Raw genomic sequence first — 22,644 nt, forward strand, 5'->3', positions numbered from 1 at the left:
TTTCGTACGGCATGCGCTAGCTGGCTGCGTCGGACGAACGGGCGGACGCACGTTAACATTTGCAGGTGGGAGACCCTATGTTGAATCAGCTGGCATTACCCTTTCTGTTGCTGGGGGGCTGTACCGCTTTAATGATCCTGAAGGATATATTTCGCCATCCGCATCCCGTCAGGATAATGAACCTGATCTGGCCGCTTACCGGCCTCTACATGCCGTTCTTCGGCTGGCTGGCCTGGTGGTATCTGGGGCGAAAACCCTCCCGCCAGCTTAAATTAGCGCTGCTGGCGCCGCAAAAAATTCACCGCTACGCAGGCTGGCCAACCATATTTATCACCACCTCATTAACGGCGGCGGCCTGTATCTTCAGCGAACTGATTACACTTCCGATTATCACTCTTCTCAACCATTTCCATTTTGCGACGCCATTATGGATGCAGGCGATTATTTGTCTCGCTATTTCGCTGTTTAGCGGCTTGTTTTTACAATTTCTGGCGATCAAACAGCGCGACGCGCTATCGGTCTGGCGCGCCCTGCTGGTAGCGTTTCGCACCGAAACCTTTCCGCTGCTGGTTTATCAGGCGGGTATTTTCCTCTTTATGGGGCTGGCCCTGAAATTTGTGCTTAACCAACAAATAAACCCGCTGGTCACCGCCTTCTGGTTTATGTTGCAGCTGGCGATGCTGACCGGATTTATATTTTCCTGGCCAGCCAACCATTTCCTGATTAAGCGCGGCCTGAACCCGGCGGTGTAATTTAGCGGCAGTAGCCTGTTCCGCGCATGCCGAAATGAAAATGGCTGGCGTGCGCGGCGTTATAATCCGGGCCAAGCGCATTGCCGAAATTATTACAGCCCTCTTGCCAGAGCTGGCGCAGCAGCAGGGATTTATTTTCCGGCTGCGTCCAGTTTTTCCCTACCTCCAGCCTTTGCCCGTCGCCAAGCTGAAATCCCGTCACGTCCCAGGCGTCGGCGCTGGCGTGTTCGCTCAGCCGTCCTTCGGCGCGGTGATAGATATTGCGACAGGCGTAGCTGCCGACATGGGTGATGCGCGCCAGCGAGGCGCCGGGCTGCCGCTGCGCCAGCTGCTGCTGGCTGCGCAGCACATACATGGTGCTGGCCACCGCCAGCGGACAGCTGGCGAGAAAGCTGCTGCTTAAGCTGACCTTGCCGAAGCGCTGGATGCGCAGCGGAGCGGGCAGCGGACAGGCGCCGGTAACGGCGGGCCGTGGGCTAAAGGTGACGAAACCCGCCTGCTGAGCGCGACGCATCACATCCAGACAGGCCGCGGGGTTGTTCGCCAGCCGCTTAAGCTTGTAGCGCGTCATCCAGCCGGGCGGATCGGTTACCGCCAGCGGCGTGAAAGGGTTGAACTGAGGCGGCAAATGCTGTTTTAGCCAGGGCAGACTCCACCAGCCCGCCGCAGCCAGTATCAGCAACAAAATAATCGCGCGCATTCTCCCTCTCGCAGCAGCTTGATTTAGAGAACAAAAGTGTAGAAGCTACGCGCCGGTTTAGCGCCGTTAACGGCGCATTTCGTTTAAAACAGCAGCGTTGTGCCGCAAGTTTGTGCCGCGTAAAGATTTTCTGACATGTTACTAAGACGTAAAGCCCAGGTTTAGACAAAAACCATTAGCGGGCTTTTGTCTTATTCCTCTATCTTATGCCAACTTGCCTCCAGGCAGGCACCACAAACAGCCAGCAGAGCTGACACAACATCCAGACAGGAATAACAATTTTATGGTTGATCAAACAAAAGAAGTCGCCGCTGCGCAGGAGAATCCTGACAAGCTCCGGCGTAATCTGCATAACCGCCACATTCAGCTTATCGCCATCGGCGGCGCCATCGGCACCGGCCTGTTTATGGGCTCCGGTAAAACCATCAGCCTGGCGGGCCCCTCGATCATTTTCGTCTATATGATCATCGGCTTTATGCTGTTTTTTGTGATGCGCGCCATGGGCGAGCTGCTGCTCTCCAATCTGGAATATAAATCGTTCAGCGATTTCGCCGCCGATCTGCTCGGGCCCTGGGCGGGTTATTTTACCGGCTGGACCTACTGGTTCTGCTGGGTGGTGACCGGCATCGCCGACGTGGTGGCGATCTCCGCCTATTTCCAGCTCTGGTTTCCTGGCTTTTCCGTGTGGATGAGCGCCCTGCTCTGCGTGTTTGTTTTCCTGGCGCTTAATATTGCCACGGTGAAGATGTTCGGCGAGATGGAGTTCTGGTTCGCCATTATCAAGATCGTCGCCATCGTGGCGCTGATTGTGACCGGCGTGGTGCTGGTCAGCCTGCATTATCCCTCCCCTGGCGGCGGCACCGCGTCGCTGAGCAATATCTGGGATCACGGCGGCCTGTTCCCGAAAGGGCTGAGCGGCTTTTTCGCCGGATTCCAGATAGCGGTTTTCGCCTTTGTCGGCATTGAGCTGGTGGGCACCGCGGCGGCGGAAACGCACGATCCGCATAAGGTGCTGCCGCGCGCCATCAACGCCATTCCGCTGCGCGTGATTATGTTTTACGTGCTGGCGCTGATGGTGATCATGGCGGTGACGCCCTGGACTCAGGTGCTGCCGGATCGCAGCCCCTTTGTTGAGATGTTTGTGCTGATCGGCCTGCCCGCCGCAGCCAGCATCGTTAACTTCGTGGTGTTGACCTCGGCGGCCTCTTCCGCCAACAGCGGCATCTTCTCTACCAGTCGTATGCTCTACGGTCTGGCGCAACAGGGCGTGGCGCATCGCGCCTTTGGTCAGCTCTCCGCGCGCGCGGTGCCGACCGCCGGTTTGTTCTTCTCCTGCCTCTGCCTGCTGGCGGGCGTTGCGCTGATTTATCTGATCCCGGACGTGATGACGGTGTTCACCATGGTGACCACGGTGTCGGCGATCCTGTTTATGTTCGTCTGGACCATTATTCTCTGCAGCTATCTGGCCTACCGTAAAAAGTATCCAGAGCGTCATGCCGCCTCAGGCTTCAAAATGCCGCTCGGCAAGGTAATGTGCTGGGTGGTGATGGCGTTCTTCGCCTTTGTGCTGGTGCTGCTCACCCTGCAGGAAGATACCCGCCAGGCGCTGATGGTGACGCCGCTGTGGTTTGTGATGCTGACTATGGGCTGGCTGCTGCGCCGTCGCGCCGCACGGTAAAAGGTTAACGTCCCGGTCGCCTGACCGGGACGACAGCGTGCTTAGAGCCGCTCCCAGATGGCCTTAAAGCTTTGCCCCAGCGCAGGCCGCGTAGAAGGCAGCCGCTCAGGATGCGCGGCGGGCGCCTGTGGCGTGCCGAGCCCAAAGGTAAAGGTATAGTTCTCCCCTTCCCCCATGCGTAAGTCGGCAATCGTGATTTGCCCCGCCTGCTCGCGCAGCGCATAAAAACCGTGGCTAAACCAGGCAACGCGCTCGGCGTGCCAGCTGCCCTTTAGCGGCGCGAACAGCGCGGTGTGACGCGCATGCCAGCTGATCTGCAGCGGCCGCCTCGGCGACAGCAGCGACCAGTAAGCTTCGCCGTAGCGATCGCCGTCGATAATCACCGTGCGCCACACCAGGGTATTAAAGGCGGTGGGCGTCACCAGCACCTTGTCGTCAGGCATGCGCTGCTGCGCCAGCGACTGCGCAATCTGCCAGCCTGCCACGCCCTGAATCGCCATACTCCAGCCGAGATAGAGGGTGCTGAGCGCCAGCCCGGCGCGATTCCAGCGCAAACCGCCCGCGCCGCCGCGCCAAAACGCCGCCGCAAGGCCGATCAGCAGCGGCAGCGTATAGAGCGGATCGACGATGTAGATGCTGCCAACGGCAAAGGGGTGATCGGTGAGCGGCAGGCCCAGCTGCGTGCCGTAGACCGTCATCAGATCCAGCAGCGGATGGGTGATGAGCGCCAGCCAGATGGCCAGCCACCACTGCTGCCAGCGCACGCCGCGCCGAAACAGTCCGGCGATAAGCCAGGCGAGCAGCGGCGAAGCCAGCGTCAGCCAGAGCAGCGCATGGCTTTCGGTGCGGTGCAGCGTCATATTGCGGATTGCATCGCCGTGATCGATAAACACATCGAGATCGGGCAAGGTGCCGCACGCCGCGCCGACCGCCGCCGCCTGCCAGAGCGGCACGCGCCGCCCCATGACCGCGACGCTGACCGACGCGCCCAACAGCAGTTGTGAAACTGAATCCATCGGTGACTCCAGGGCAGAACAGGCGGCGACCGCCGCGGAAAATCAGCGCACGCGAATGCCTTCGATAATCATGCGCTGGACATTCTCGACCGTTTCATCAAAAAAGCGCGCATCGCTCAGCGTCTGGCCGGTAATCGCCTCGACCTGGCTGGCGAAATCCGCGTAGTGCTGGGTCGCGGCCCACAGCATAAAAAAGAGGTGCTGCGGCTGAACGCCCGCCAGACGCCCTTCATTGATCCAGCGTTCGACGATGGCCGCCTTGTCATCCACCAGCTGTTTAAGGTCGCCCGCCAGTTCGCCTTTCAGCAGCGGCGCGCCCTGCAGCATCTCCAGACAGAATAAACGCGACGCCTGCGGATGGTCGCGCGAGACTTCAAGCTTCAGGCGGATATAGCGACGGATGGCGCTAAGCGGATCCATATCGTGCTGCAGCGCGCGCAGCGGCGCCAGCCAGACGTCGAGGATCTCTTTCAGCACCGCGACGTAGAGCGCCTCTTTCGACGGGAAATAGTAGAGCAGATTGGTTTTCGACACGTCGGCGCGCTCGGCGACCTGATCCAGACGCGTGCCGTGAATGCCAAACTGTGAGAAGAGCGCCAGCGCCGCCTCCAGAATGGCGGCGCGTTTCGCCGCGGTGGCGCGCGATCGACGCGTCGGTTGTTTTTCATCTGTTTTCACAGCGTTGCCTCGTTCCTTAAGCGTACTGGCATCATAGCAAAGCCGCTCCGCCCTGCCCAATCGCGCCGCTGCACCTTTTTCGCTCAGACTGCCTGCAAAACGTGCAGCGCTTTTTGACCAACTGGTCCAAAACGGACCAGTTGCTCTGGTTTTTCGATGCCTCTTTTATTTAACCAATTGTTAATCATCATCTTTTATTTTGTGGCACAACCTTTGCAAATTTGTCAGCAAGCGCCGCCATCAGGGATGAAGCAGGATGCCGCGCTGCGCACCCTATCTTTTACTACCTGACAAAGAGGGTTTGACATGAAGATTGGCGTTTTTATTCCGATTGGTAACAACGGCTGGCTGATTTCCACCCACGCTCCGCACTACAAACCGACCTTCGAGCTGAATAAGGCGATCGTGCAGCGCGCGGAGCATTACCATTTTGATTTTGCGCTCTCGATGATCAAGCTGCGCGGCTTTGGCGGCAAAACCGAGTTCTGGGATCACAATCTGGAATCCTTCACCCTGATGGCCGGCCTGGCCGCCGTCACCTCGCGCATTGAAATCTACGCCACCGCCGCCACCCTGACGCTGCCGCCCGCCATCGTGGCGCGCATGGCCTCGACCATCGACTCTATTTCCGGCGGCCGCTTCGGCGTCAACCTGGTAACCGGCTGGCAGAAGCCGGAATATGAGCAGATGGGCATCTGGCCGGGCGATGACTACTTCAGCCGCCGCTACGACTACCTGACGGAGTACGTCACCGTGCTGCGCGATCTGTGGGGCAGCGGCCAGTCTGATTTTAAAGGGGAGTTCTTCACCATGAACGACTGCCGCGTCAGCCCGCAGCCGCAGCGTCCGATGAAGGTGATCTGCGCCGGCCAGAGCGACGCCGGTATGGCCTTTTCCGCGCAGCACGCCGACTACAACTTCTGCTTCGGCAAAGGGGTCAACACGCCGGCCGCCTTTGCGCCGACCGCCGCGCGCATGAAGCAGGCGGCGGATAAGGCGGGCCGCGACGTCGGCTCCTACGTGCTGTTTATGATTATCGCCGCCGACAGCGACGAAGCGGCGCGCGATAAGTGGGAACACTACAAAGCAGGCGCCGACGAAGAGGCGCTCGCCTGGCTCACCACTCAGAGCCAGCAGGACAAACGCTCCGGCAGCGACACTAGCGTGCGCCAGATGGCCGACCCCACCTCTGCCGTCAATATCAATATGGGCACGCTGGTCGGCTCTTACGCCAGCGTGGCGCGCATGCTCGACGAGGTGGCGCTGGTTGAGGGCGCCGAGGGTGTGCTGCTCACCTTTGATGACTTCCTGCAGGGCATCGAAGATTTCGGCCAGCATATTCAGCCGCTGATGCAGTGCCGCAGCCAGATTAATGACAACAGAGAGGTCGCCTGATGAGCACCGTTTACTGCGCCCACACCCCTGCGCTGCCGCAGGTTGAACTGCCCGCGCGCCCGGAAGCGATCGCCTTCCCGCCGACGCAAAGTGCGCTGATCGTGGTGGATATGCAAAACGCCTACGCCACGCCGGGCGGCTACCTCGATCTGGCCGGATTCGACGTCTCCGCCACCGCGCCGGTAATTGAGAAGATCCATCAGGCCGTCACCGCCGCGCGCGCCGCGGGCGTGCAGATTATCTGGTTTCAGAACGGCTGGGACGCGGACTATGTCGAAGCGGGCGACGCCGGTTCGCCCAATTTTCATAAGTCGAACGCGCTGAAAACCATGCGCAAGCGCCCTGAACTGCAGGGTTCGCTGCTGGCGAAAGGGGGCTGGGACTATGCGCTGGTAGACGCGCTGCAGCCGCAGCCGGGCGACATCGTGCTGCCGAAACCGCGCTACAGCGGCTTTTTCAACACGCCGCTCGACAGCATGCTGCGCAGCCGCGGCATTCGTCATCTGATCTTCACCGGCATCGCCACCAACGTCTGCGTCGAATCCACGCTGCGCGACGGCTTCTTCCTCGAGTATTTCGGCGTGGTGCTGGAAGACGCAACTTACCAGGCGGGCCCGGCGTTCGCCCAGCAGGCGGCGATATTCAATATCGAAACCTTTTTTGGCTGGGTCTCCAGCGTGGATGTTTTTTGCGAAAGCCTGAAGGGCCATAAGGAGTAATGCCATGCCGAAATCTGTGATTATCCCACCGGGCACCACGACGCCGATCGCCCCTTTCGTGCCCGGCACGCTGGCCGACGGCGTGGTTTACGTCTCCGGCACCCTGCCGTTCGACAAACAGAACAACGTGGTGCACGTTGGCGACGCCGCCGCGCAGACGCGTCACGTACTGGAAACCATTAAAACGGTGATTGAAACCGCGGGCGGCACGCTCGACGACGTCACCTTCAACTCGATTTTTCTCACCGACTGGCAGCACTACGCCGCGATCAATCAGGTCTACGCCGACTATTTCCCCGGCGATAAGCCGGCGCGCTTCTGCATTCAGTGCGGTCTGGTGAAGCCTGACGCGCTGGTGGAGATCGCCAGCGTGGCGCATATCGGCCAGCGGGAGGTGTAATGCATCTGGAAATCACGGGTCGTCAGGATAGTGCGGCGCCGACGCTGGTGCTGTCGTCGGGCCTGGGCGGCGTGACGGGCTTCTGGCAGCCGCAGCTGGCGGCGCTGAACGCCGGCTATCGCGTGGTGCGCTACGACCAGCGCGGCACCGGCCGCAGCGCGCAGCCGCTGCCGGCTGACTATTCGATGACGATGATGGCGGCCGAGCTGGCAGAGGCGCTGACGCAGCACGGCATTGAGCGCTTTGGCGTTATCGGCCATGCGCTCGGCGGGCTGGTGGGGCTGCAGCTGGCGCTTGATTACCCTGAGCGCGTCGAGCGCGTGGCGGTGATCAACGGCTGGCTGCGGCTGCATCCGCATACGCGGCGCTGTTTTCAGGTGCGGCAGGATCTGCTGCTGCACGTCGGCGTCGAGGCGTTTGTGCGCGCGCAGCCGCTGTTTCTCTATCCGGCGGAGTGGATGGCGCAGCATCAGACGCGTCTCGCCGAAGAGGAAGCGGCGCATATCGCCCATTTTCAGGGGCGCGATAACCTGCTGCGCCGCCTGAACGCCCTGATGTGCGCCGACTTTACCGCTCACGCCGCACGCATTACGCAGCCGGTGCTGGCGATCTGCAGCCAGGACGACCTGCTGGTACCCTGGAGCTGCAACGCGCAGCTGGCCGACGCGCTGCCCAATGCGCAGCAGATCGCCATGTGCTGGGGCGGTCACGCCATGAGCGTGACCGACGCGGAAGGCTTCAATTCGCTGCTGCTGCAGTGGCTTAACAGGAGCGAGGCCGCGCCACAGCGCGCGGCGAGCTGAGGAGAGAACGATGAGCATCCTTTCTGTTTTACCTGACATCGGACGGGTCGAGAAGCAGGCGTTTCGCGACGGCATGGCGTGCCTTGGCGCCGCGGTGAATATCATCACCACCGACGGCCCGGCGGGTCGCGCCGGCTTTACCGCCTCGGCGGTGTGCAGCGTCACCGATACCCCGCCGACCCTGCTGGTCTGCCTGAACCGCTCGGCTTCGGTATGGTCCGTTTTCACCGCCAACCGCCAGCTTTGCGTCAATACGCTGGCGGCCGATCAGGCGGCGATCTCGACGCTGTTCGGCGGCAAAACGCCGATGGAGACACGCTTTCAGGCGGCGCAGTGGCGCACGGGCGCCACAGGTTCGCCGCGACTGGAGGGCGCGCTGGCCTCGTTCGACTGCCGCATCAGCGAGATCGCACAGGTCGGCACCCATGACGTGCTGTTTTGCGAGGTGCTGGCGCTGACCGTTAGCCACAATCTGCACGGGCTGGCCTGGTTCGATCGCGGTTATTTACCCCTGCAGCGGCAGGATGCCCGCTAATCCGCCCTGCGCGGCCTGATCCCCCCCTTTTTTTTGGAGATAACGATGGCGAGTTCCTGGTTTCCTCAATGGCGTAAAAAGTCGGCGGTATCGGACGGCGGGCTGATCGCCCCGGATGAGACGCTGCCCTTTGGACAAACGGCGATCCTCGGTTTACAGCATGCGGTGGCGATGTTCGGTGCTACCGTGCTGATGCCGCTGCTGATGGGGCTGGATCCCAATCTGGCGATTCTGGTGTCGGGCATCGGCACCCTGCTCTTTTTTGTCGTCACCGGCGGACGCGTGCCGAGCTATCTCGGCTCCAGCGCGGCCTTTGTCGGCGTGGTGATCGCCGTGACCGGCTTTAACGGTCAGGGACTCAACCCGCATCTCAGCGTCGCGCTCGGCGGGGTTATCGCCTGCGGCGCGCTCTATACGCTGATCGGTCTGGTGGTGATGAAAGTCGGCACGCGCTGGATCGAGCGGCTGATGCCGCCGGTGGTGACCGGCGCCGTGGTGATGGCGATCGGGCTTAACCTTGCGCCGATTGCGGTGCACAGCGTGGCGGCGTCCGGCTTTGACAGCTGGATGGCGGTGATGACGGTGCTCGCCATCGGCCTGGTGGCGGTGTTTACCCACGGCATGGTGCAGCGCCTGCTGATTCTGGTGGGGCTGATCGTCGCCTGGGCGATTTACGCCCTGCTGACCAACGTGCTGGGCTTCGGCAAGCCGGTGGACTTCAGCGGCGTGGCGCAGGCCGCCTGGTTCGGCATGCCGCACACCACCGCGCCCAGCTTCGATCTGCAGGCGATAGTGATGATCGCGCCGGTGGCAATTATTCTGGTGGCAGAAAACCTTGGTCATCTGAAGGCCGTGGCGGGCATGACCGGCCGCAATCTCGATCCCTGGATGGGGCGCGCCTTTGTCGGCGACGGGCTGGCGACGATGGTCTCCGGCGCGATGGGCGGCAGCGGCGTCACCACCTACGCGGAGAATATCGGCGTGATGGCGATAACCAAAGTCTACTCGACGCTGGCGTTCGTCGCGGCGGCGGCGATCGCCCTGATCCTCGGTTTTTCGCCCAAGTTCGGCGCGCTGATCCACGCCATTCCCGCGCCGGTGATCGGCGGCGCCTCGATTGTGGTCTTCGGCCTGATCGCGGTGGCGGGGGCGCGCATCTGGCTGCAGAATCATGTGGACTTCAGCCAGAACGGCAATCTGATTATGGTCGCCACCACGCTGGTGCTGGGCGCGGGCGATTTTTCGCTGAAGATCGGCAGCTTTACGCTGGGCGGCATCGGCACCGCCACTTTCGGCGCCATCCTGCTTAACGCCATTCTGCAGCGGCGCGGCGCGGCGCTGACGGAGCGTCCGGCGCGCCAGCAGGGCTAGCTAGTCGCGCGGCGCGACAGGCGCCGCTTTTTTGCGCCTCAGCTTTAGCTCGCTGACGATAACGCCGCAGACGATCAGCGCGCCGCCGAGAATAGCGGCCGCTGGCAGCCGCTCGCCGGCGAGTCGCCCGACCACGCCCGCCCAGACCGGCTCGCCCGCGTAGATCACCGTGGCGCGCGTCGGCGAGACGCTGCGCTGCGCCCAGTTCATTGTCACCTGAATCAACGCGCTGGCGGCGCCGAGGCCGAGCGCGCTCAGCAGCAGCGTCGGACTGAGCGGCGGAATCGACTCGCCGTTCGGCGTCATCAGGGCAAAGGCGCACAGCGAGGCGACCGCCAGCTGAATCAGCGTCACGCGCCGCACGTCCACCTGCCCGGCGAAACGGCTAATCAGAATGATCTCGGCGGCGATCGCCAGCGTGCTGAGTAGCGTCGCGATTTCTCCCTGATTGAGGCTAATCCGACCATCCTGCGGCCCGGCCACCAGCATCAGGCCGAGAAAGGCCAGCAGAATGCCGCACCATGCCATCAGGCCCGGCGGACGACGCAGAAACAGCCACTGCAGCAGCGGCACCACCGGCACATAGAGCGCGGTGAGAAACGCGGACTGGCTGCTGGAGATGGTCTGCATGCCCCAGGTTTGCAGGCCGTAGCCGCCGGCGATCGACAGGCCGATCAGCGCGCCGGCGATCAGCTCCTGCCGCGTGGTGCCCGCCAGCGCGCGGCGAAAAATGCAGGCGAGGATCAGCGCGGCGGTGGCGAAACGCAGGCCGACAAAGAAGAACGGCCCTGAAACGGCCATCGCGCGATGCACCACCAGAAAGGTGCCGCCCCAGATCATGGTAATCAAAATCAGCACCAGCTCTTCGCGCGATACGCGCAGCGCCAGCGTGCGGGAAACGTCCGACATAACACACCTTCCGTGATTCAACGGGCGCCATTGTGCGCAGGTCGCCGCCTGAATGCAATGCAGCAGAAAAAGCGCAAATTTTGCGATCTCGCCGCAGGCCCGGAAAGCTCTTCTATACTTCTGCTTAGGTTTTCACAGGCTGAGGAGAGCGCAATGGCCAGAATTCTGGTGCTTTATTACTCAATGTATGGACATATCGAAACCATGGCGAATGCGGTGGCCGAAGGCGCGCGCCGCGTTTCCGGCGTCGAAGTCGACATCCGGCGCGTGCCGGAAACCATGGATGCCGAGCGTTTCGCTCAGGTGGGCGGCAAAACCGACCAGACGGCGCCGGAAGCGACGCCGGAGATCCTGCCGCAGTATGACGCCATTCTTATCGGCACGCCGACGCGCTTTGGCAATATGTCCGGCCAGATGCGCACCTTCTGGGACCGCACCGGCGGCCTGTGGGCCTCTGGCGCGCTGTTTGGCAAGGTTGCCAGCGTCTTCACCTCCACCGGCACCGGCGGCGGTCAGGAGCTGACCATTACCTCGGTCTGGACCACGCTGGCGCATCACGGCATGGTGATCGTGCCGATTGGCTACGGCACCAAAGAGCTGTTCGACATCTCGCAGACGCGCGGCGGCACGCCTTACGGCGCCACCACGCTGGCGGGAGGCGACGGCTCGCGCCAGCCAACAGAAGCCGAACTGAATATCGCCCGCTTTCAGGGCGAGCACGTTGCCGGACTGACGGTAAAACTCAAAGGGTAAGTTTCACTAAGGAGAAAATGATGTCTAACGATCAAGCGAAAGCACACCACGTGGGCGAATGGGCCACGCTGCGTCACACCTCTCCAGAGATCGCAGAGGCTATTTTCGAAGTGGCGAACTACGACGAGAAGCTGGCGGAGGAGATCTGGCGTCAGCAGGGCAACGATGAAGTGCTGTTTCGCGCTTTTGACAAAACAGAAGCCGATGTCCTGACCTGGGACGACACGCCGGTAGAGCGCAAAAACATCTGATTGCGAGGCGGGATTTCCCGCCTCACCTTTTTTACTGACCAAGGAGAATCTATGTCTTCCTATCAGAGCATTAACCCCGCCAACAATCAGCTGCTGAAAAGCTGGCCTTCTCACGACGCCACCGCGGTAAGCCAGGCGCTGGAGACGGCGGATCGCCTGTTCCACTCGTCGTGGAGCAAAGGTGATATTGAGCCGCGTCTGCAGGTACTGGCGAAGCTGGCGGATTTGATGGAAAGCCGGGTTGACGAGCTGGCCACCATCGCCAGCAAAGAGATGGGCAAGCTGATTGGTCAGAGCCGTGGAGAAGTGAAGATTTGTGCGCAGATCGCACGCTATTACGCCGAGCATGCGGCGGCGATCCTGAAGCCGCAGCCCTACCCCAGCGATCTGGGCGAGGCCTGGGTAGAGTACCATCCCATCGGCGTGCTGGTGGCCGTCGAGCCGTGGAACTTTCCTTACTACCAGCTGATGCGCGTGCTGGCGCCTAATCTGGCGCTGGGCAATCCGGTGCTGGCGAAACACGCCAATATCGTGCCGCACTGTGCCGACGTCTTCGCACAGCTGGTAAAAGAAGCGGGCGCGCCGGAAGGCGCCTGGACCAATCTGTTTATCAGCAGCGACCAGGTCGCCGAGCTGATCGCCGACGATCGCGTGCAGGGCGTCGCCCTGACCGGTTCGGAACGCGCCGGCAGCGCGGTGGCACAGCAGGCAGGCAAATACCTGAAGAAATCGACGCTGGAGCTGGGCGGCAATGATGTGTTCGTGGTGCTGGACGACGCCGATATCGACGAGGCGGTGCGTCAGGGGGCGCTGGCGCGCCTCAGCAACTGCGGCCAGGTCTGCACCGCCGCCAAGCGTTTTATTCTGCATGAAAAGATCGCCAGCGCCTTTATCGACAAATTCAGCGCGGCGCTGAAGGCCGCACGGCTGGGCGATCCGCTGGACGAGCAGACCACGCTCGGCCCGCTCTCCTCTAAGGATGCGCGCGACCGGCTGGCGAAACAGGTCGATGAGGCGGTGCGCAACGGCGCGACGCTGCTGATCGGCGGCAAACCGGTCGAGGGCGTTGGCAACTACTTCCAGCCGACAATTTTGACCGATATCCGGCCAGACAATCCGGCTTACTATGAAGAGTTTTTCGGACCGGTGGCGCAGGTCTACGTGGTCGGCGACGACAACGCCGCCGTCGCGCTGGCGAACGACTCGCACTACGGCCTGGGCGGCTCGGTCTGGACGCGCGACAGCGCGCGCGGTCGTCGTCTCGCCTCGGCGATTGAAACCGGCATGGTGTTTATCAACTCGCAGAGCGATACCGCCGCCGAGCTGCCGTTCGGCGGCGTGAAGCGTTCCGGCTATGGCCGCGAGCTGTCGGATCTGGGTATTAAAGAGTTCGCTAACCAGAAACTGGTGGTGATTGCGGGCTAACGCGCCCGCGCCATAAAAAAACCCCGCCGCGGCGGGGTTTTTCATCTGTGGCGAATTACTGGGTAACGGTCTGTTTCGCGTCGCTGTTCTGCGCGGATTCCACCGGCTTCTGCGCAGGCGCGTCGGCAGGTTTGTCGGCGTCAGCTTTGTCCGCTGCCGCTTTATCAGCAGCTGCTTTCTCGGCGGCCGCCTTCTGCGCGGCGGCGCGTTCAACCTTCGCTTTCTCCTCGGCCGCTTTTGCCTTCTCTTCGGCGGCTTTCGCCTCAGCGGCCTTCTGCGCGGCAGCTTTTTCGGCGGCGGCTTTCTCAGCCGCGGCTTTGTCGGCTGCCGCTTTATCCGCAGCGGCCTTGTCGGCAGCGGCTTTATCCGCTGACTTCTCGCCTTCGCCGTTGACGGCGTCAGCGGCAACCGGCTGCGCGGCCGGCGCCATCGGCGTGCCCTGCAGCGCGCCGTTCAGCGCCTGGGTGAACTGCTCCCAGCTGCAGTAGCCGTTGCCGTCCGTGGGACAGCCCGCCAGCTGAAGCGTCACCCGCTTCGGCGGATTTTTCAGGCTCAGCACCTCACCGTCGCGCAGCTGGTCGGCGGTCTGATAGACGTACTCCAGCTTGAGCAGATCTTTGTTGTTTTTCGCATCGTGCCAGCGCTCAAACACCACCTGACCGCCGATAGGGGTATTTTCCCAGGTCTCCGGCAGCTCATAAGGCTTGACCTGCAGCGCGCTCAGCAGCGAGGCGATATTGGAATCGTGTCCCACCATCAGGGTGATTTTCGGCGCGTTGGCTTTGTCCTGATCCACCAGCTGGCTGCGGATGTAATCCACCAGCGGCGCGGCGACTTCGCGCGCGACATCCGGGCTGGTGAACAGCGCGTCCTGATAGCCGTTTTTAATCGCCGACAGCGCTTTCCACTGCTCTGGCGTTTTGATCTGGCCCCAGGCAACCTGCTCAAGCGGGAAGCCTTCATAATATTGCAGCGTAAAGGCGTCCATCAGAGAGTTGCCGACTTTAAGCGGCCCACTGACGTTCGGCTCTTTACCGTTTTCCGCACTGAAGGCGTTGTCGCCGCTGGCCAGATCGCACTGCTTTTTGTTGTTGCAGGCGGGCGCGGATTTGTAATCGACGATTTTATCCAGCTGCTGCAGCGCAGGCTTCAGCGCCAGCTTTTCGTTTTCCGCCGTCATCGCCGCCAGCGCTTTTTTATTAAACGCTTCGCTGTCGTCGGTGATCACCGGATTAAACACTGGATCCATGGTGCCCATGGCATCCTGATGCGTCACGGCGATATCGCAGCCCGGGAAAGCGCCGTTAATAAAGAACTGAGCCGTCGCCACGGTGCGCTGCAGGCTGTTGGCGTAGACAAAGACATTGCTGCTGTCCGGGCAGCTGCCGTTTTGCACCAGCCCCTGCTGCGCCAGCCACTGACGCGTGTAGTTGCCCATATAGACTTCCAGCACGCCGCCTTTGGTGGTGAGCTGTCCGCCCGGCACGCTCCACTGCGGCCAGCTTTTCTTCGTCGACTGTTCCAGTACGCTGCCGTTGTCGGCCAGCGGCGCGCGCAGGTTGTGGCGGCTGAACATCAGTACCTGTTGCAGCTGCATGTCGCCGTCAGCCGCGTGGGCCGTCATGCCGATCGGCAGCGCGGCGAGAACCGACAGTGCGCAAAGACTCAGTTTCTTGATCATTGTGCCTATTCCATTTATTCAGTAGAGAAACACTCTGGCTATCAACCGATTAGCTCTGCAGAGCATAGTGACCCACAGTGTAACCCAAGCTGGCGGCGAAAAGCGCCCGCTGATTGCAAAAACCCTGTGTGGACTATAGCAAAGTTAGCGGAAAGCGAGCTGACGAGGAGAAGAGTCGGAAAGCAGGAGGCCGGAAAAGCAACAGGCCAGCACATTGTGCTGGCCTGTCTGATGTGGCGGAGGAAGAGAGATTCGAACTCTCGGATGGTTTCCCATCGGCGGTTTTCAAGACCGCTGCCTTAAGCCGCTCGGCCATCCCTCCGGGGTAATGCTTTTCACACGGGCAAAACGTCGCTGCCGTATTGCCTGTTCCTGACTGAGCAGGAAAGTGGCGGAGGAGGAGAGATTCGAACTCTCGGATGGTTTCCCATCGGCGGTTTTCAAGACCGCTGCCTTAAGCCGCTCGGCCACCCCTCCGCAATGAGGCGCACTATAAACATCCCCCTGAAGGATGTAAACCCCGTACTAATTCATTCGCCTGAAAAACAGCCAAAACGGCGTTATTTGTTGGCGAAATCGCCATTCCGCTCAGAGAAACAGCGATTTATCGCGTAAAGAAGGGTAAAACGCCTTTCCCGTTTTGTGGCCGCTGCGTATTCTCAGCGCAAACCTCGTGTTCTGCTAAAGGAGCGCATTATGGACAGAATTATTAGCTCGTCCTCCCGGACATCCCTGCTCAGCACCCATAAGGTGCTGCGCAACACCTATTTCCTGCTCGGCCTGACGCTGGCGTTTTCCGCCGTCACCGCCACCGCCAGCACCGTACTGGGCCTGCCAGGTCCCGGCCTGATCCTGATGCTGGTCGGCTTTTACGGCCTGATGTTTCTGACGCACAAGCTGGCTGACAGCCCAATGGGCATTCTGGCGGCCTTCGCCTTTACCGGCTTCCTTGGCTACTGCCTGGGTCCGATCCTCAGCTCGTTTTTAGCCGCTGGCATGGGCGACGTTATCGCGCTGGCGTTAGGCGGCACCGCGCTGGTGTTCTTCTGCTGTTCGGCCTACGTGCTGACCACGCGCCGCGATATGTCTTTCCTCGGCGGCATGATGATGGCGGGCTTTGTGGTGCTGCTGGTGGCGGTTATCGCCAACCTGTTTCTGCAGCTGCCTGCGCTGCACCTGGCGATTAGCGCGCTGTTTATTCTGTTCTCCGCCGGCGCGATCCTGTGGGAAACCAGCAATATCATTCACGGCGGCGAGACCAACTATATTCGCGCCACCGTCAGCCTCTACGTTTCGCTCTACAATATCTTTATCAGCCTGCTGAGCATTCTGGGCTTCGCGCGCAACGACTGACCCTGATTGACTCAGGCTCGCCTCTCCTGACCCCGCTTCGGCGGGGTTTTGCTTTTTCTGACGGCGCAATTTGCTAGAATGCCGCCGTATCGGGCAGTAAGGAGCAAACGTGGAATTCAACGGTAAACAGATTGAGGTCGATAGCGAAGGCTATCTGAAAAACCGCGACGACTGGAGCGAAGCGCTGGCTGAAGCGATCGCCCGGCTGGAAGGCATTACGCTGAGCGACGCCCACTGGGAAGTGGTGCGTTTCGTGCGCGCGTTCTATCTGGAGTACAACACCTCACCCGCCATTCGCATGCTGGTGAAGGCGATGGCACAAAAATATGGCGAAGAGAAAGGCAACAGCCGCTATCTGTTCCGCCTTTTCCCGGATGGCCCGGCAAAGCAGGCGACGAAAATCGCTGGTTTGCCGAAACCGGCGAAGTGTCTCTGATCAGCCGGTCGTAAAGCGGCGCGGCGGCTCTGCCGGCTGATGCGGCTCGGTGAATACCTTATCGACCCGCGCGCTGCGTGGCCCGCCCGCCTTCAGCCAGGCGATGAGCGCCTCGACCTTTTCCGGCTCGCCCCACGCCAGCACCTCGACGCTGCCGTCGTCCAGATTACGCGCGTAACCCAGCACGCCAAGCTGCGACGCCTGCTGCTGGGTGCTGTAGCGAAATCCCACGCCCTGCACCTTGCCGTGTACCCAGATTTTAAAACCGGCTGCTGTCATCTCTCTCTCCTGCCGCTGCGCGTTGCATTTTCCCGCTTTCCGCCCGACAATGGCGCCTCATTTTTTCAGGTAAGCATAGCAAACTATGACCGTTCGATTGATTCTCGCTAAGGGACGTGAAAAATCCCTGCTCCGCCGCCATCCGTGGGTGTTTTCCGGTGCCGTCGCGCGCCTCGAAGGTAAAGCGCAACTGGGTGAAACCGTTGACGTCTGTGACCATAACGGCAAATTTCTCGCGCGCGCGGCGTATTCGCCGCAGTCGCAAATTCGCGCCCGCGTCTGGAGCTGGCAACAGGATGAATCGATCGATATCGCCTTCTTCGAACGCCGTTTTGAACAGGCGCGGCAGTGGCGCGACTGGCTGGCGCAGAAAGACGGTCTCGACAGCTATCGCCTGATCGCCGGCGAGTCGGACGGCCTGCCCGGCGTCACCATCGATCGCTTCGGTAACTTTCTGGTGCTGCAGCTGCTCTCCGCCGGCGCGGAGTATCAGCGTCCCGCCATTCTCTCTGCGCTGCAGCACTGCTTTCCGCACTGCGCGATCTACGATCGTTCCGACGTCGCGGTGCGTAAAAAAGAGGGGCTGGAGCTGACGCAGGGCCCGGTTACCGGCGAAATCCCGCCGCCGCTGCTGCCGATTACCGAACATGGCATGAAGCTGCTGGTCGATATCCAGGGCGGCCATAAAACCGGCTACTACCTCGATCAGCGCGACAGCCGTCTGGCGACGCGTCGCTATGCGCAGGACGCCCGCGTGCTTAACTGCTTCTCCTACACCGGCGGCTTTGCCGTCTCGGCCCTGATGGGCGGCTGTCGCGAAGTGATCAGCGTGGACACCTCGCAGGAGGCGCTCGACGTGGCGCGCCAGAACGTCGAACTTAATCAGCTGGACGTGTCGCGCGCCCAGTTTGTGCGCGACGACGTCTTTAAGCTGCTGCGCCGCTACCGCGACGCCGGCGAAAAATTCGATCTGATCGTGATGGATCCGCCGAAGTTCGTGGAAAACAAAAACCAGCTGGCGGGCGCCTGCCGCGGCTATAAAGATATCAATATGCTGGCGATGCAGCTGCTGAACCCGGGCGGCATTCTGATGACCTTCTCCTGCTCTGGCCTGATGGCGACCGAGCTGTTTCAGAAAATCGTCGCCGACGCCGCGCTGGATGCGGGTCGCGAAGCGCAGTTTATTGAGCAGTTCCGCCAGGCGGCCGATCACCCGGTGATCGCCAGCTATCCTGAAGGTCTTTATCTTAAAGGTTTTGCATGTCGTGTGGTGTGACTTGAAAAAGCGCCTTCTGACGCCATATTGATTAGGAGGCAGTTTTTTCGGAGGTCACTATGATTGCCACTAAATTTGGTATTGGTCAGCAGGTCCGGCACCGCCTGTCAGGCGTGCTGGGCGTTATTGTCGACGTCGATCCAGAGTATTCGCTGGATACGCCGAAGCTGGACGAGGTTGGTGCGGCGGAAACGCTGCGCAGCGCGCCCTGGTATCACGTGGTGATGGAAGATGAAGAAGGCGATCAGGTGCACACCTATATCGCCGAGATCCAGCTTTCCGGCGAAACCAGCGCCGAACATCCGGAGCAGCCGGAAATGGATGAGCTGGCCGCGTCCATTCGCCAGCAACTGCAGGCGCCGCGCCTGCGCCACTAATCGCAGGCGGCAACCCAGCGCCGCCTGAGATTTATCGCTTACTGCCGCGTGATGCCCAGACGCGGGATTTCCATCTTCGGACAGCGATCCATAATCACCGTCAGACCCGCCTCCTGCGCCAGCACGGCGGCCTGTTCGTTTATTACCCCCAGCTGTAGCCAGAGCGTATCCGCACCCGCGGCAATGGCTTCTTGCGCCACGCCCCAGGCCGCTTCCGAGTTGCGAAACACGTCCACCATATCGATTTTGCCCGGCACCTCTGCCAGCGTGGCATAGGCCGTCTGCCCCAGCAGGGTTTTGCCGGCCAGCCTCGGGCTGACCGGGATCACCTCGTAGCCCTGATCCAGCAGATATTTCATGACGCCATAGCTGGGACGATCGGGACGATCGCTGGCGCCGACCAGCGCGATGCGCTGCGTGCGCGTCAGCACGTCACGAATAGTTTGATCATTCATATTTCTTTCCTCTTTTCACAGCGTTAAATGTAGCGGCGTCCTGACGCGACGCGACGGACCAGAAAGAGATATTTTGCGCTGGCGCACGAAAAAATATGTTCAAATGTAAATTTACTGCCATAATGTAAGAATTTGCTACATACAAATCCTTGCGCCCTATTCTGGAGTCTACATGAAACTCTCTCTGGTCGTGACGGGGTTGATTGTTCTCCTCGTCTCGGCAACCTGCCAGGCCATTACGCTCAAGCTGGATCCGCAAATCGATCTGCTGGTGCTGGACGGGCGCAAGATTTCCGGCTCGCTGTTGAAAGGCGCCGACAGCCTGGAGCTGGAGCGCGGGCAACATCAGTTTCTGTTTCGCGTCGAGCAGCTGCGCGACGCGCATAAAGATGCCTCGCTGCGCTATCAGTCGGTGCCGATGATCGTCACCTTTAACGCGCAGGTGAAAACCATCGCCATCCGCCTGCCCGCGCTGGAGAACCGCCGCGAGCGACACCACTTCGATCGCACCCTGAATTTCCAGCTGGTTGACGAACGCGGCGTAGAGATTGACTGTAAACGCGATCGCCTGCCTGTCTCCGCCGAGAGCGATATGGAAAAGGCGATGATCCTCTATAACCGCAACGGCCAGGCCGCCTCGGTGCCCCATTTCGCCACCGTCAGCGACGCGGCGGCGATATCGCCCGCCGAGGCGGAGTTCGTCTGGGTCGAAGAGACGCAGTCGCCGTCCCTTAAACGCTGGTTTCATCGCTTCGATCAGGCAACCCGCCAGCAATTTCTCTCGCTGGTCAAATTGCTACGGACAAGTTGATAGCCGGGAAAGGCGCAGGGTAAACTCGGGTCATCTTTTTCGCACTCGACTTTACCAGGAAGCCTGAATGGAACAGACCGTCCGTACGCTTGGCCTCAGCAAACATATTGCGCTCGTCGCGCACGATCACTGTAAGGCTTCACTGCTCGACTGGGTGAAACAGAATCAGGCCTCGCTTGAACCTCATACCCTCTATGCCACCGGCACCACCGGCAATCTGATTAACCGCCACACCGGATTAACGGTGAACGCTATGCTGAGCGGCCCGATGGGCGGCGATCAGCAGGTCGGCGCGCTGATCGCTGAAGGAAAAATCGACGTGCTGATTTTCTTCTGGGATCCGCTTAACGCGGTGCCGCACGATCCCGACGTCAAAGCGCTGCTGCGTCTCGCCACCGTCTGGAATATCCCGGTCGCCACCAACCGCGCCACGGCTAACTTTATTATTCAGTCGCCGCTGTTTGCGCAGACGGTGGAGATCGCCATTCCAGACTATCAGCGCTATCTGCAGGCGCGCCTGAGCTAATCAGGCTTTTCGCAGCAGCGGCACGCCGAGCTGGCGGAACTGTTCGACAAACGGCGACGGCCGCTCGCGATCGTACAGCATCCAGACCTGCTGACGCGCGCGCGTCAGCGCCACGTAAGCCAGACGCCGCTCCTCTGCATCAGGAAAATCGTCCGGCTGCGGCAGCAGCCCCTCCTCTATGACCGATTCGCGCGCCGGCGCGGGGAAGCCCTCTTTGCCTGTCTGCAGGCCCAGCAGGATAACAAAGTCCGCCTGATGCCCTTTGCTGGCGTGGATGGTCATAAAATCGAGATTGAGCTTCGGCCAGCGGGTTTTGGCTTTATCGAGCACCTCCGGGCGCAGATGGTGATAGCGCGCCAGCAGCAGCACGCGCTCATCCGCTCTGGCGTAGCCGCTCAGCTTATTCAGCAGCGGCTCCAGCTGCTCCTGTGGCAGCAGGCCGATCGCCTTCTTCGTGCCTTTGGTCAGGCTGTTAAGCGGCTTGCGCAGCTGATGCGGGTTTTGCTGGACGAAGCGGTTGGCGATATCACCGATGCGATCGTTGAAACGGTAGGTGGTGTCCAGCACGCAGCGGTCACCGTCGCCGAACGCCTGGTGAAAGGCGGTGGTCAGGCTCATCTCCGCGCCGCTGAAGCGGTAGATCGCCTGCCAGTCATCTCCGACGGCAAACAGCGTGGTGCGCGCGTTCTGCTGGCGCAGCGCCGTCAGCAGCGCGGCGCGCTGCGGCGAGATATCCTGAAACTCATCCACCAGAATATGCTTCCACGGGCTGATAAAACGCCCTTTGTCCAGAATGGCAATCGCCTGATGGATCAGCCCGGAAAAATCGAGCGCGCCCTCTTCTTTCAGCGCGCTTTTCCAGGCTTTTAGCAGCGGTGCCATCAGCTTCACCCGCTTGCTGAACAGCTCGCGCACCTCTTCCGGCACCTCGGCGATCATCGCCGCCTGCGCGCCGCCGTGCATGCGCATCAGCCCCAGCCAGCGATCGAGGCGCGACGCCAGCCGCTTCGCCAGCCGGTCGTCCTGCCAGAAGTGCCCTTCAGGCAGCTCCCATTCCAGCTCGTCGCGCAGCCACTGCCGCCAGCCGTTCGCCTGCGCTTTCTTCTCGTCGCACTGCTGACGCCAGGCGGCGATCAGCAGCGCGTGACGCGCCGCCGTATCGCCTTCCAGCTTGCTGACCACCGGCTGTTTGCTGCTGCCTTCACGAATAATGTGCAGCGCCAGCGCGTGAAAGGTGCGCGCCTGAATATCGGCGACGCCGAGCCGCGCCTGGATGCGGTCGTTCATCTCTTCCGCCGCCTGGCGGCCAAACGCCAGCAGCAGTATTTGCTCGGGCGCGGCCAGCCTGCGCCGCAGCAGCCAGCCCGCGCGCGCCACCAGCACCGAGGTTTTGCCGCTGCCGGCGCCGGCCAGCACCAGCACCGCGTCTTCGCCGTTAACCACCGCTTCGCACTGCGACGCGTTGAGCGGCGAGGTTTCTACGCTGGCGAAGAAGTCATGATGTTGTTCCAGCATGCGCGCCGTCCAGTCGCGATTGCGCTGACGCAGCGCCGCCTCGCCCTGCTCCAGCCAGCGCTGGCAAACCTGATAAGGCTCGCGGCAGTCGCTAAACTCCACCAGCCGCGCCAGGGGCAACGGCAGCGCCGCAAACTGTTTCGCTATCGTCCCGCGCAGCGCCTGCAGCTCGCCGCGCGGGATCCAGCGATCCTGTTCGCCGAAGCGGTCGATCGCCTGTTTCAGCTCGGTTAACACCTCAACGCAGATGGCGCTCATTTCCGCGCTCCACGTCTGCCACGCCTGCAGCAGATAGTGGTAGAAGCGCTGCGTCTCCTGCCATTCGGTGCCGTGCAGACGCACCACCTTGCTGTCTGGCAGCAGAAACTCCAGCTCTCCCCACACCATGCCGCGCCTGCAGCTGATGTTCAGCAGTTCGTTGAATGGGATCAGGTATTCATGCCGGTCACCGCTGACTTCTACCCCAGCCGCCAGCAGGCGAACCCGGTTATAGGGATGCTGGGCAAGCCGTTTGCCCATCGATGTCGCTTTAAGTTCCATGTCCACACCG

At 61.2% G+C, this 22,644-nt stretch carries 25 protein-coding genes and 2 tRNA genes; 17 read left to right on the top strand and 10 right to left on the bottom strand.

Translation table 11 applies throughout. The annotated features are described in order from the left end of the window. The first annotated feature begins 77 nt into the window (after positions 1-77). Positions 78-752 (top strand): DUF4396 domain-containing protein, encoded by a 675-nt coding sequence (locus MC269_RS11700; protein ID WP_239952509.1) that lies wholly within the window; start codon positions 78-80, stop codon positions 750-752. A 1-nt stretch (position 753) separates the two neighbouring features. On the opposite strand, the gene MC269_RS11705 is transcribed toward MC269_RS11700, so the two are convergent. Then, positions 754-1,452, bottom strand: a complete 699-nt coding sequence (locus MC269_RS11705; RefSeq protein ID WP_081135584.1) for an extensin family protein — start codon at positions 1,450-1,452, stop codon at positions 754-756. Between the two features lie 283 nt (positions 1,453-1,735). Between MC269_RS11705 and cycA the strand changes: the two genes are divergently transcribed. Continuing rightward, the gene (cycA, locus tag MC269_RS11710; protein WP_081135592.1) at positions 1,736-3,130 is read left to right on the top strand and encodes a D-serine/D-alanine/glycine transporter; all 1,395 of its coding nucleotides are present in this window, start codon (positions 1,736-1,738) and stop codon (positions 3,128-3,130) included. Positions 3,131-3,171: 41 nt separating this feature from the next. On the opposite strand, the gene MC269_RS11715 is transcribed toward cycA, so the two are convergent. Both MC269_RS11715 and rutR read right to left on the bottom strand, forming a co-directional pair. Continuing rightward, positions 3,172-4,146: a metal-dependent hydrolase gene (locus MC269_RS11715; RefSeq protein WP_239952510.1), complete on the bottom strand. Its 975-nt coding sequence runs from the start codon at positions 4,144-4,146 to the stop codon at positions 3,172-3,174. Positions 4,147-4,188: 42 nt separating this feature from the next. After that, a complete protein-coding gene (gene rutR, locus MC269_RS11720; protein ID WP_081135598.1) occupies positions 4,189-4,824 on the bottom strand; it encodes an HTH-type transcriptional regulator RutR in 636 nt (211 codons plus the stop codon). A gap of 306 nt (positions 4,825-5,130) precedes the next feature. Between rutR and rutA the strand changes: the two genes are divergently transcribed. Genes rutA through rutG form a run of 6 tightly spaced genes read left to right on the top strand, consistent with a single transcriptional unit; the run spans position 5,131 to position 10,047 of the window. Further along, positions 5,131-6,219 (top strand): pyrimidine utilization protein A, encoded by a 1,089-nt coding sequence (gene rutA, locus MC269_RS11725; protein ID WP_239952511.1) that lies wholly within the window; start codon positions 5,131-5,133, stop codon positions 6,217-6,219. Beyond that, a complete protein-coding gene (gene rutB, locus MC269_RS11730; protein WP_239952512.1) occupies positions 6,219-6,938 on the top strand; it encodes a pyrimidine utilization protein B in 720 nt (239 codons plus the stop codon). The genes rutA and rutB overlap by 1 nt, the downstream gene beginning before the upstream one ends. A gap of 4 nt (positions 6,939-6,942) precedes the next feature. Continuing rightward, positions 6,943-7,338 (top strand): pyrimidine utilization protein C, encoded by a 396-nt coding sequence (gene rutC, locus MC269_RS11735; RefSeq protein ID WP_239952513.1) that lies wholly within the window; start codon positions 6,943-6,945, stop codon positions 7,336-7,338. Beyond that, positions 7,338-8,141: a pyrimidine utilization protein D gene (rutD, locus tag MC269_RS11740; RefSeq protein ID WP_239952514.1), complete on the top strand. Its 804-nt coding sequence runs from the start codon at positions 7,338-7,340 to the stop codon at positions 8,139-8,141. The genes rutC and rutD overlap by 1 nt, the downstream gene beginning before the upstream one ends. A gap of 10 nt (positions 8,142-8,151) precedes the next feature. Continuing rightward, positions 8,152-8,676, top strand: coding sequence for an NADH-dependent FMN reductase RutF (gene rutF / locus MC269_RS11745; protein ID WP_371824340.1), 525 nt, complete (start codon positions 8,152-8,154; stop codon positions 8,674-8,676). Positions 8,677-8,721: 45 nt separating this feature from the next. Further along, positions 8,722-10,047 (top strand): pyrimidine utilization transport protein G, encoded by a 1,326-nt coding sequence (rutG, locus tag MC269_RS11750; protein WP_081135622.1) that lies wholly within the window; start codon positions 8,722-8,724, stop codon positions 10,045-10,047. Here the strand turns inward: rutG and MC269_RS11755 are convergent, their stop codons facing one another. After that, a complete protein-coding gene (locus MC269_RS11755) occupies positions 10,048-10,956 on the bottom strand; it encodes a DMT family transporter (protein ID WP_239952515.1) in 909 nt (302 codons plus the stop codon). 153 nt (positions 10,957-11,109) lie between these two features. Here MC269_RS11755 and wrbA point away from each other — a divergent pair, with 153 nt between their 5' ends. The 3 genes from wrbA to MC269_RS11770 are packed head-to-tail and all read left to right on the top strand — an operon-like array spanning position 11,110 to position 13,385. Then, a complete protein-coding gene (gene wrbA / locus MC269_RS11760) occupies positions 11,110-11,709 on the top strand; it encodes an NAD(P)H:quinone oxidoreductase (protein WP_081135630.1) in 600 nt (199 codons plus the stop codon). 20 nt (positions 11,710-11,729) lie between these two features. Continuing rightward, positions 11,730-11,960: a YccJ family protein gene (locus MC269_RS11765; RefSeq protein WP_033751138.1), complete on the top strand. Its 231-nt coding sequence runs from the start codon at positions 11,730-11,732 to the stop codon at positions 11,958-11,960. A 51-nt stretch (positions 11,961-12,011) separates the two neighbouring features. Beyond that, positions 12,012-13,385 (top strand): NAD-dependent succinate-semialdehyde dehydrogenase, encoded by a 1,374-nt coding sequence (locus MC269_RS11770; RefSeq protein WP_239952516.1) that lies wholly within the window; start codon positions 12,012-12,014, stop codon positions 13,383-13,385. Positions 13,386-13,440: 55 nt separating this feature from the next. Here the strand turns inward: MC269_RS11770 and agp are convergent, their stop codons facing one another. The 3 genes from agp to MC269_RS11785 all read right to left on the bottom strand — a co-directional run bounded on the left by agp (position 13,441) and on the right by MC269_RS11785 (position 15,543). Further along, on the bottom strand, positions 13,441-15,066 hold the full coding sequence (agp, locus tag MC269_RS11775; protein WP_239952517.1) for a bifunctional glucose-1-phosphatase/inositol phosphatase: 1,626 nt from the start codon (positions 15,064-15,066) through the stop codon (positions 13,441-13,443). A gap of 234 nt (positions 15,067-15,300) precedes the next feature. Next, positions 15,301-15,388: transfer RNA gene (locus MC269_RS11780), tRNA-Ser, on the bottom strand. 67 nt (positions 15,389-15,455) lie between these two features. Further along, positions 15,456-15,543 (bottom strand) — tRNA-Ser (locus MC269_RS11785). A gap of 219 nt (positions 15,544-15,762) precedes the next feature. Here MC269_RS11785 and yccA point away from each other — a divergent pair. Both yccA and tusE read left to right on the top strand, forming a co-directional pair. After that, positions 15,763-16,419, top strand: a complete 657-nt coding sequence (yccA, locus tag MC269_RS11790; protein ID WP_239952518.1) for an FtsH protease modulator YccA — start codon at positions 15,763-15,765, stop codon at positions 16,417-16,419. Between the two features lie 109 nt (positions 16,420-16,528). Continuing rightward, positions 16,529-16,855: a sulfurtransferase TusE gene (tusE, locus tag MC269_RS11795; RefSeq protein ID WP_239952519.1), complete on the top strand. Its 327-nt coding sequence runs from the start codon at positions 16,529-16,531 to the stop codon at positions 16,853-16,855. Here the strand turns inward: tusE and yccX are convergent, their stop codons facing one another. After that, complete coding sequence (gene yccX / locus MC269_RS11800) at positions 16,856-17,134, bottom strand: acylphosphatase (RefSeq protein WP_081135657.1); 279 nt, start codon at positions 17,132-17,134, stop codon at positions 16,856-16,858. Between the two features lie 85 nt (positions 17,135-17,219). On the opposite strand from yccX, the gene rlmI reads away from it, so the two are divergent. Both rlmI and hspQ read left to right on the top strand, forming a co-directional pair. Further along, positions 17,220-18,410, top strand: a complete 1,191-nt coding sequence (rlmI, locus tag MC269_RS11805) for a 23S rRNA (cytosine(1962)-C(5))-methyltransferase RlmI (protein ID WP_239952520.1) — start codon at positions 17,220-17,222, stop codon at positions 18,408-18,410. Between the two features lie 59 nt (positions 18,411-18,469). Then, a complete protein-coding gene (gene hspQ, locus MC269_RS11810; RefSeq protein WP_081135665.1) occupies positions 18,470-18,787 on the top strand; it encodes a heat shock protein HspQ in 318 nt (105 codons plus the stop codon). Between the two features lie 38 nt (positions 18,788-18,825). Here the strand turns inward: hspQ and MC269_RS11815 are convergent, their stop codons facing one another. Further along, positions 18,826-19,242 carry a CoA-binding protein gene (locus MC269_RS11815; protein WP_239952521.1) on the bottom strand — a complete coding sequence of 139 codons (417 nt, stop codon included), beginning with the start codon at positions 19,240-19,242 and terminating at the stop codon, positions 18,826-18,828. 172 nt (positions 19,243-19,414) lie between these two features. Between MC269_RS11815 and MC269_RS11820 the strand changes: the two genes are divergently transcribed. Beyond that, the gene (locus tag MC269_RS11820) at positions 19,415-20,053 is read left to right on the top strand and encodes a DUF2057 family protein (RefSeq protein ID WP_239952522.1); all 639 of its coding nucleotides are present in this window, start codon (positions 19,415-19,417) and stop codon (positions 20,051-20,053) included. Positions 20,054-20,120: 67 nt separating this feature from the next. Further along, a complete protein-coding gene (gene mgsA / locus MC269_RS11825; protein WP_239952523.1) occupies positions 20,121-20,579 on the top strand; it encodes a methylglyoxal synthase in 459 nt (152 codons plus the stop codon). On the opposite strand, the gene helD is transcribed toward mgsA, so the two are convergent. Beyond that, on the bottom strand, positions 20,580-22,634 hold the full coding sequence (gene helD, locus MC269_RS11830) for a DNA helicase IV (protein ID WP_239952524.1): 2,055 nt from the start codon (positions 22,632-22,634) through the stop codon (positions 20,580-20,582). Between the last annotated feature and the right edge of the window lie 10 nt (positions 22,635-22,644).

Source organism: Pantoea sp. Z09, from assembly GCF_022394795.1.
Lineage (GTDB): Bacteria > Pseudomonadota > Gammaproteobacteria > Enterobacterales > Enterobacteriaceae > Pantoea > Pantoea latae.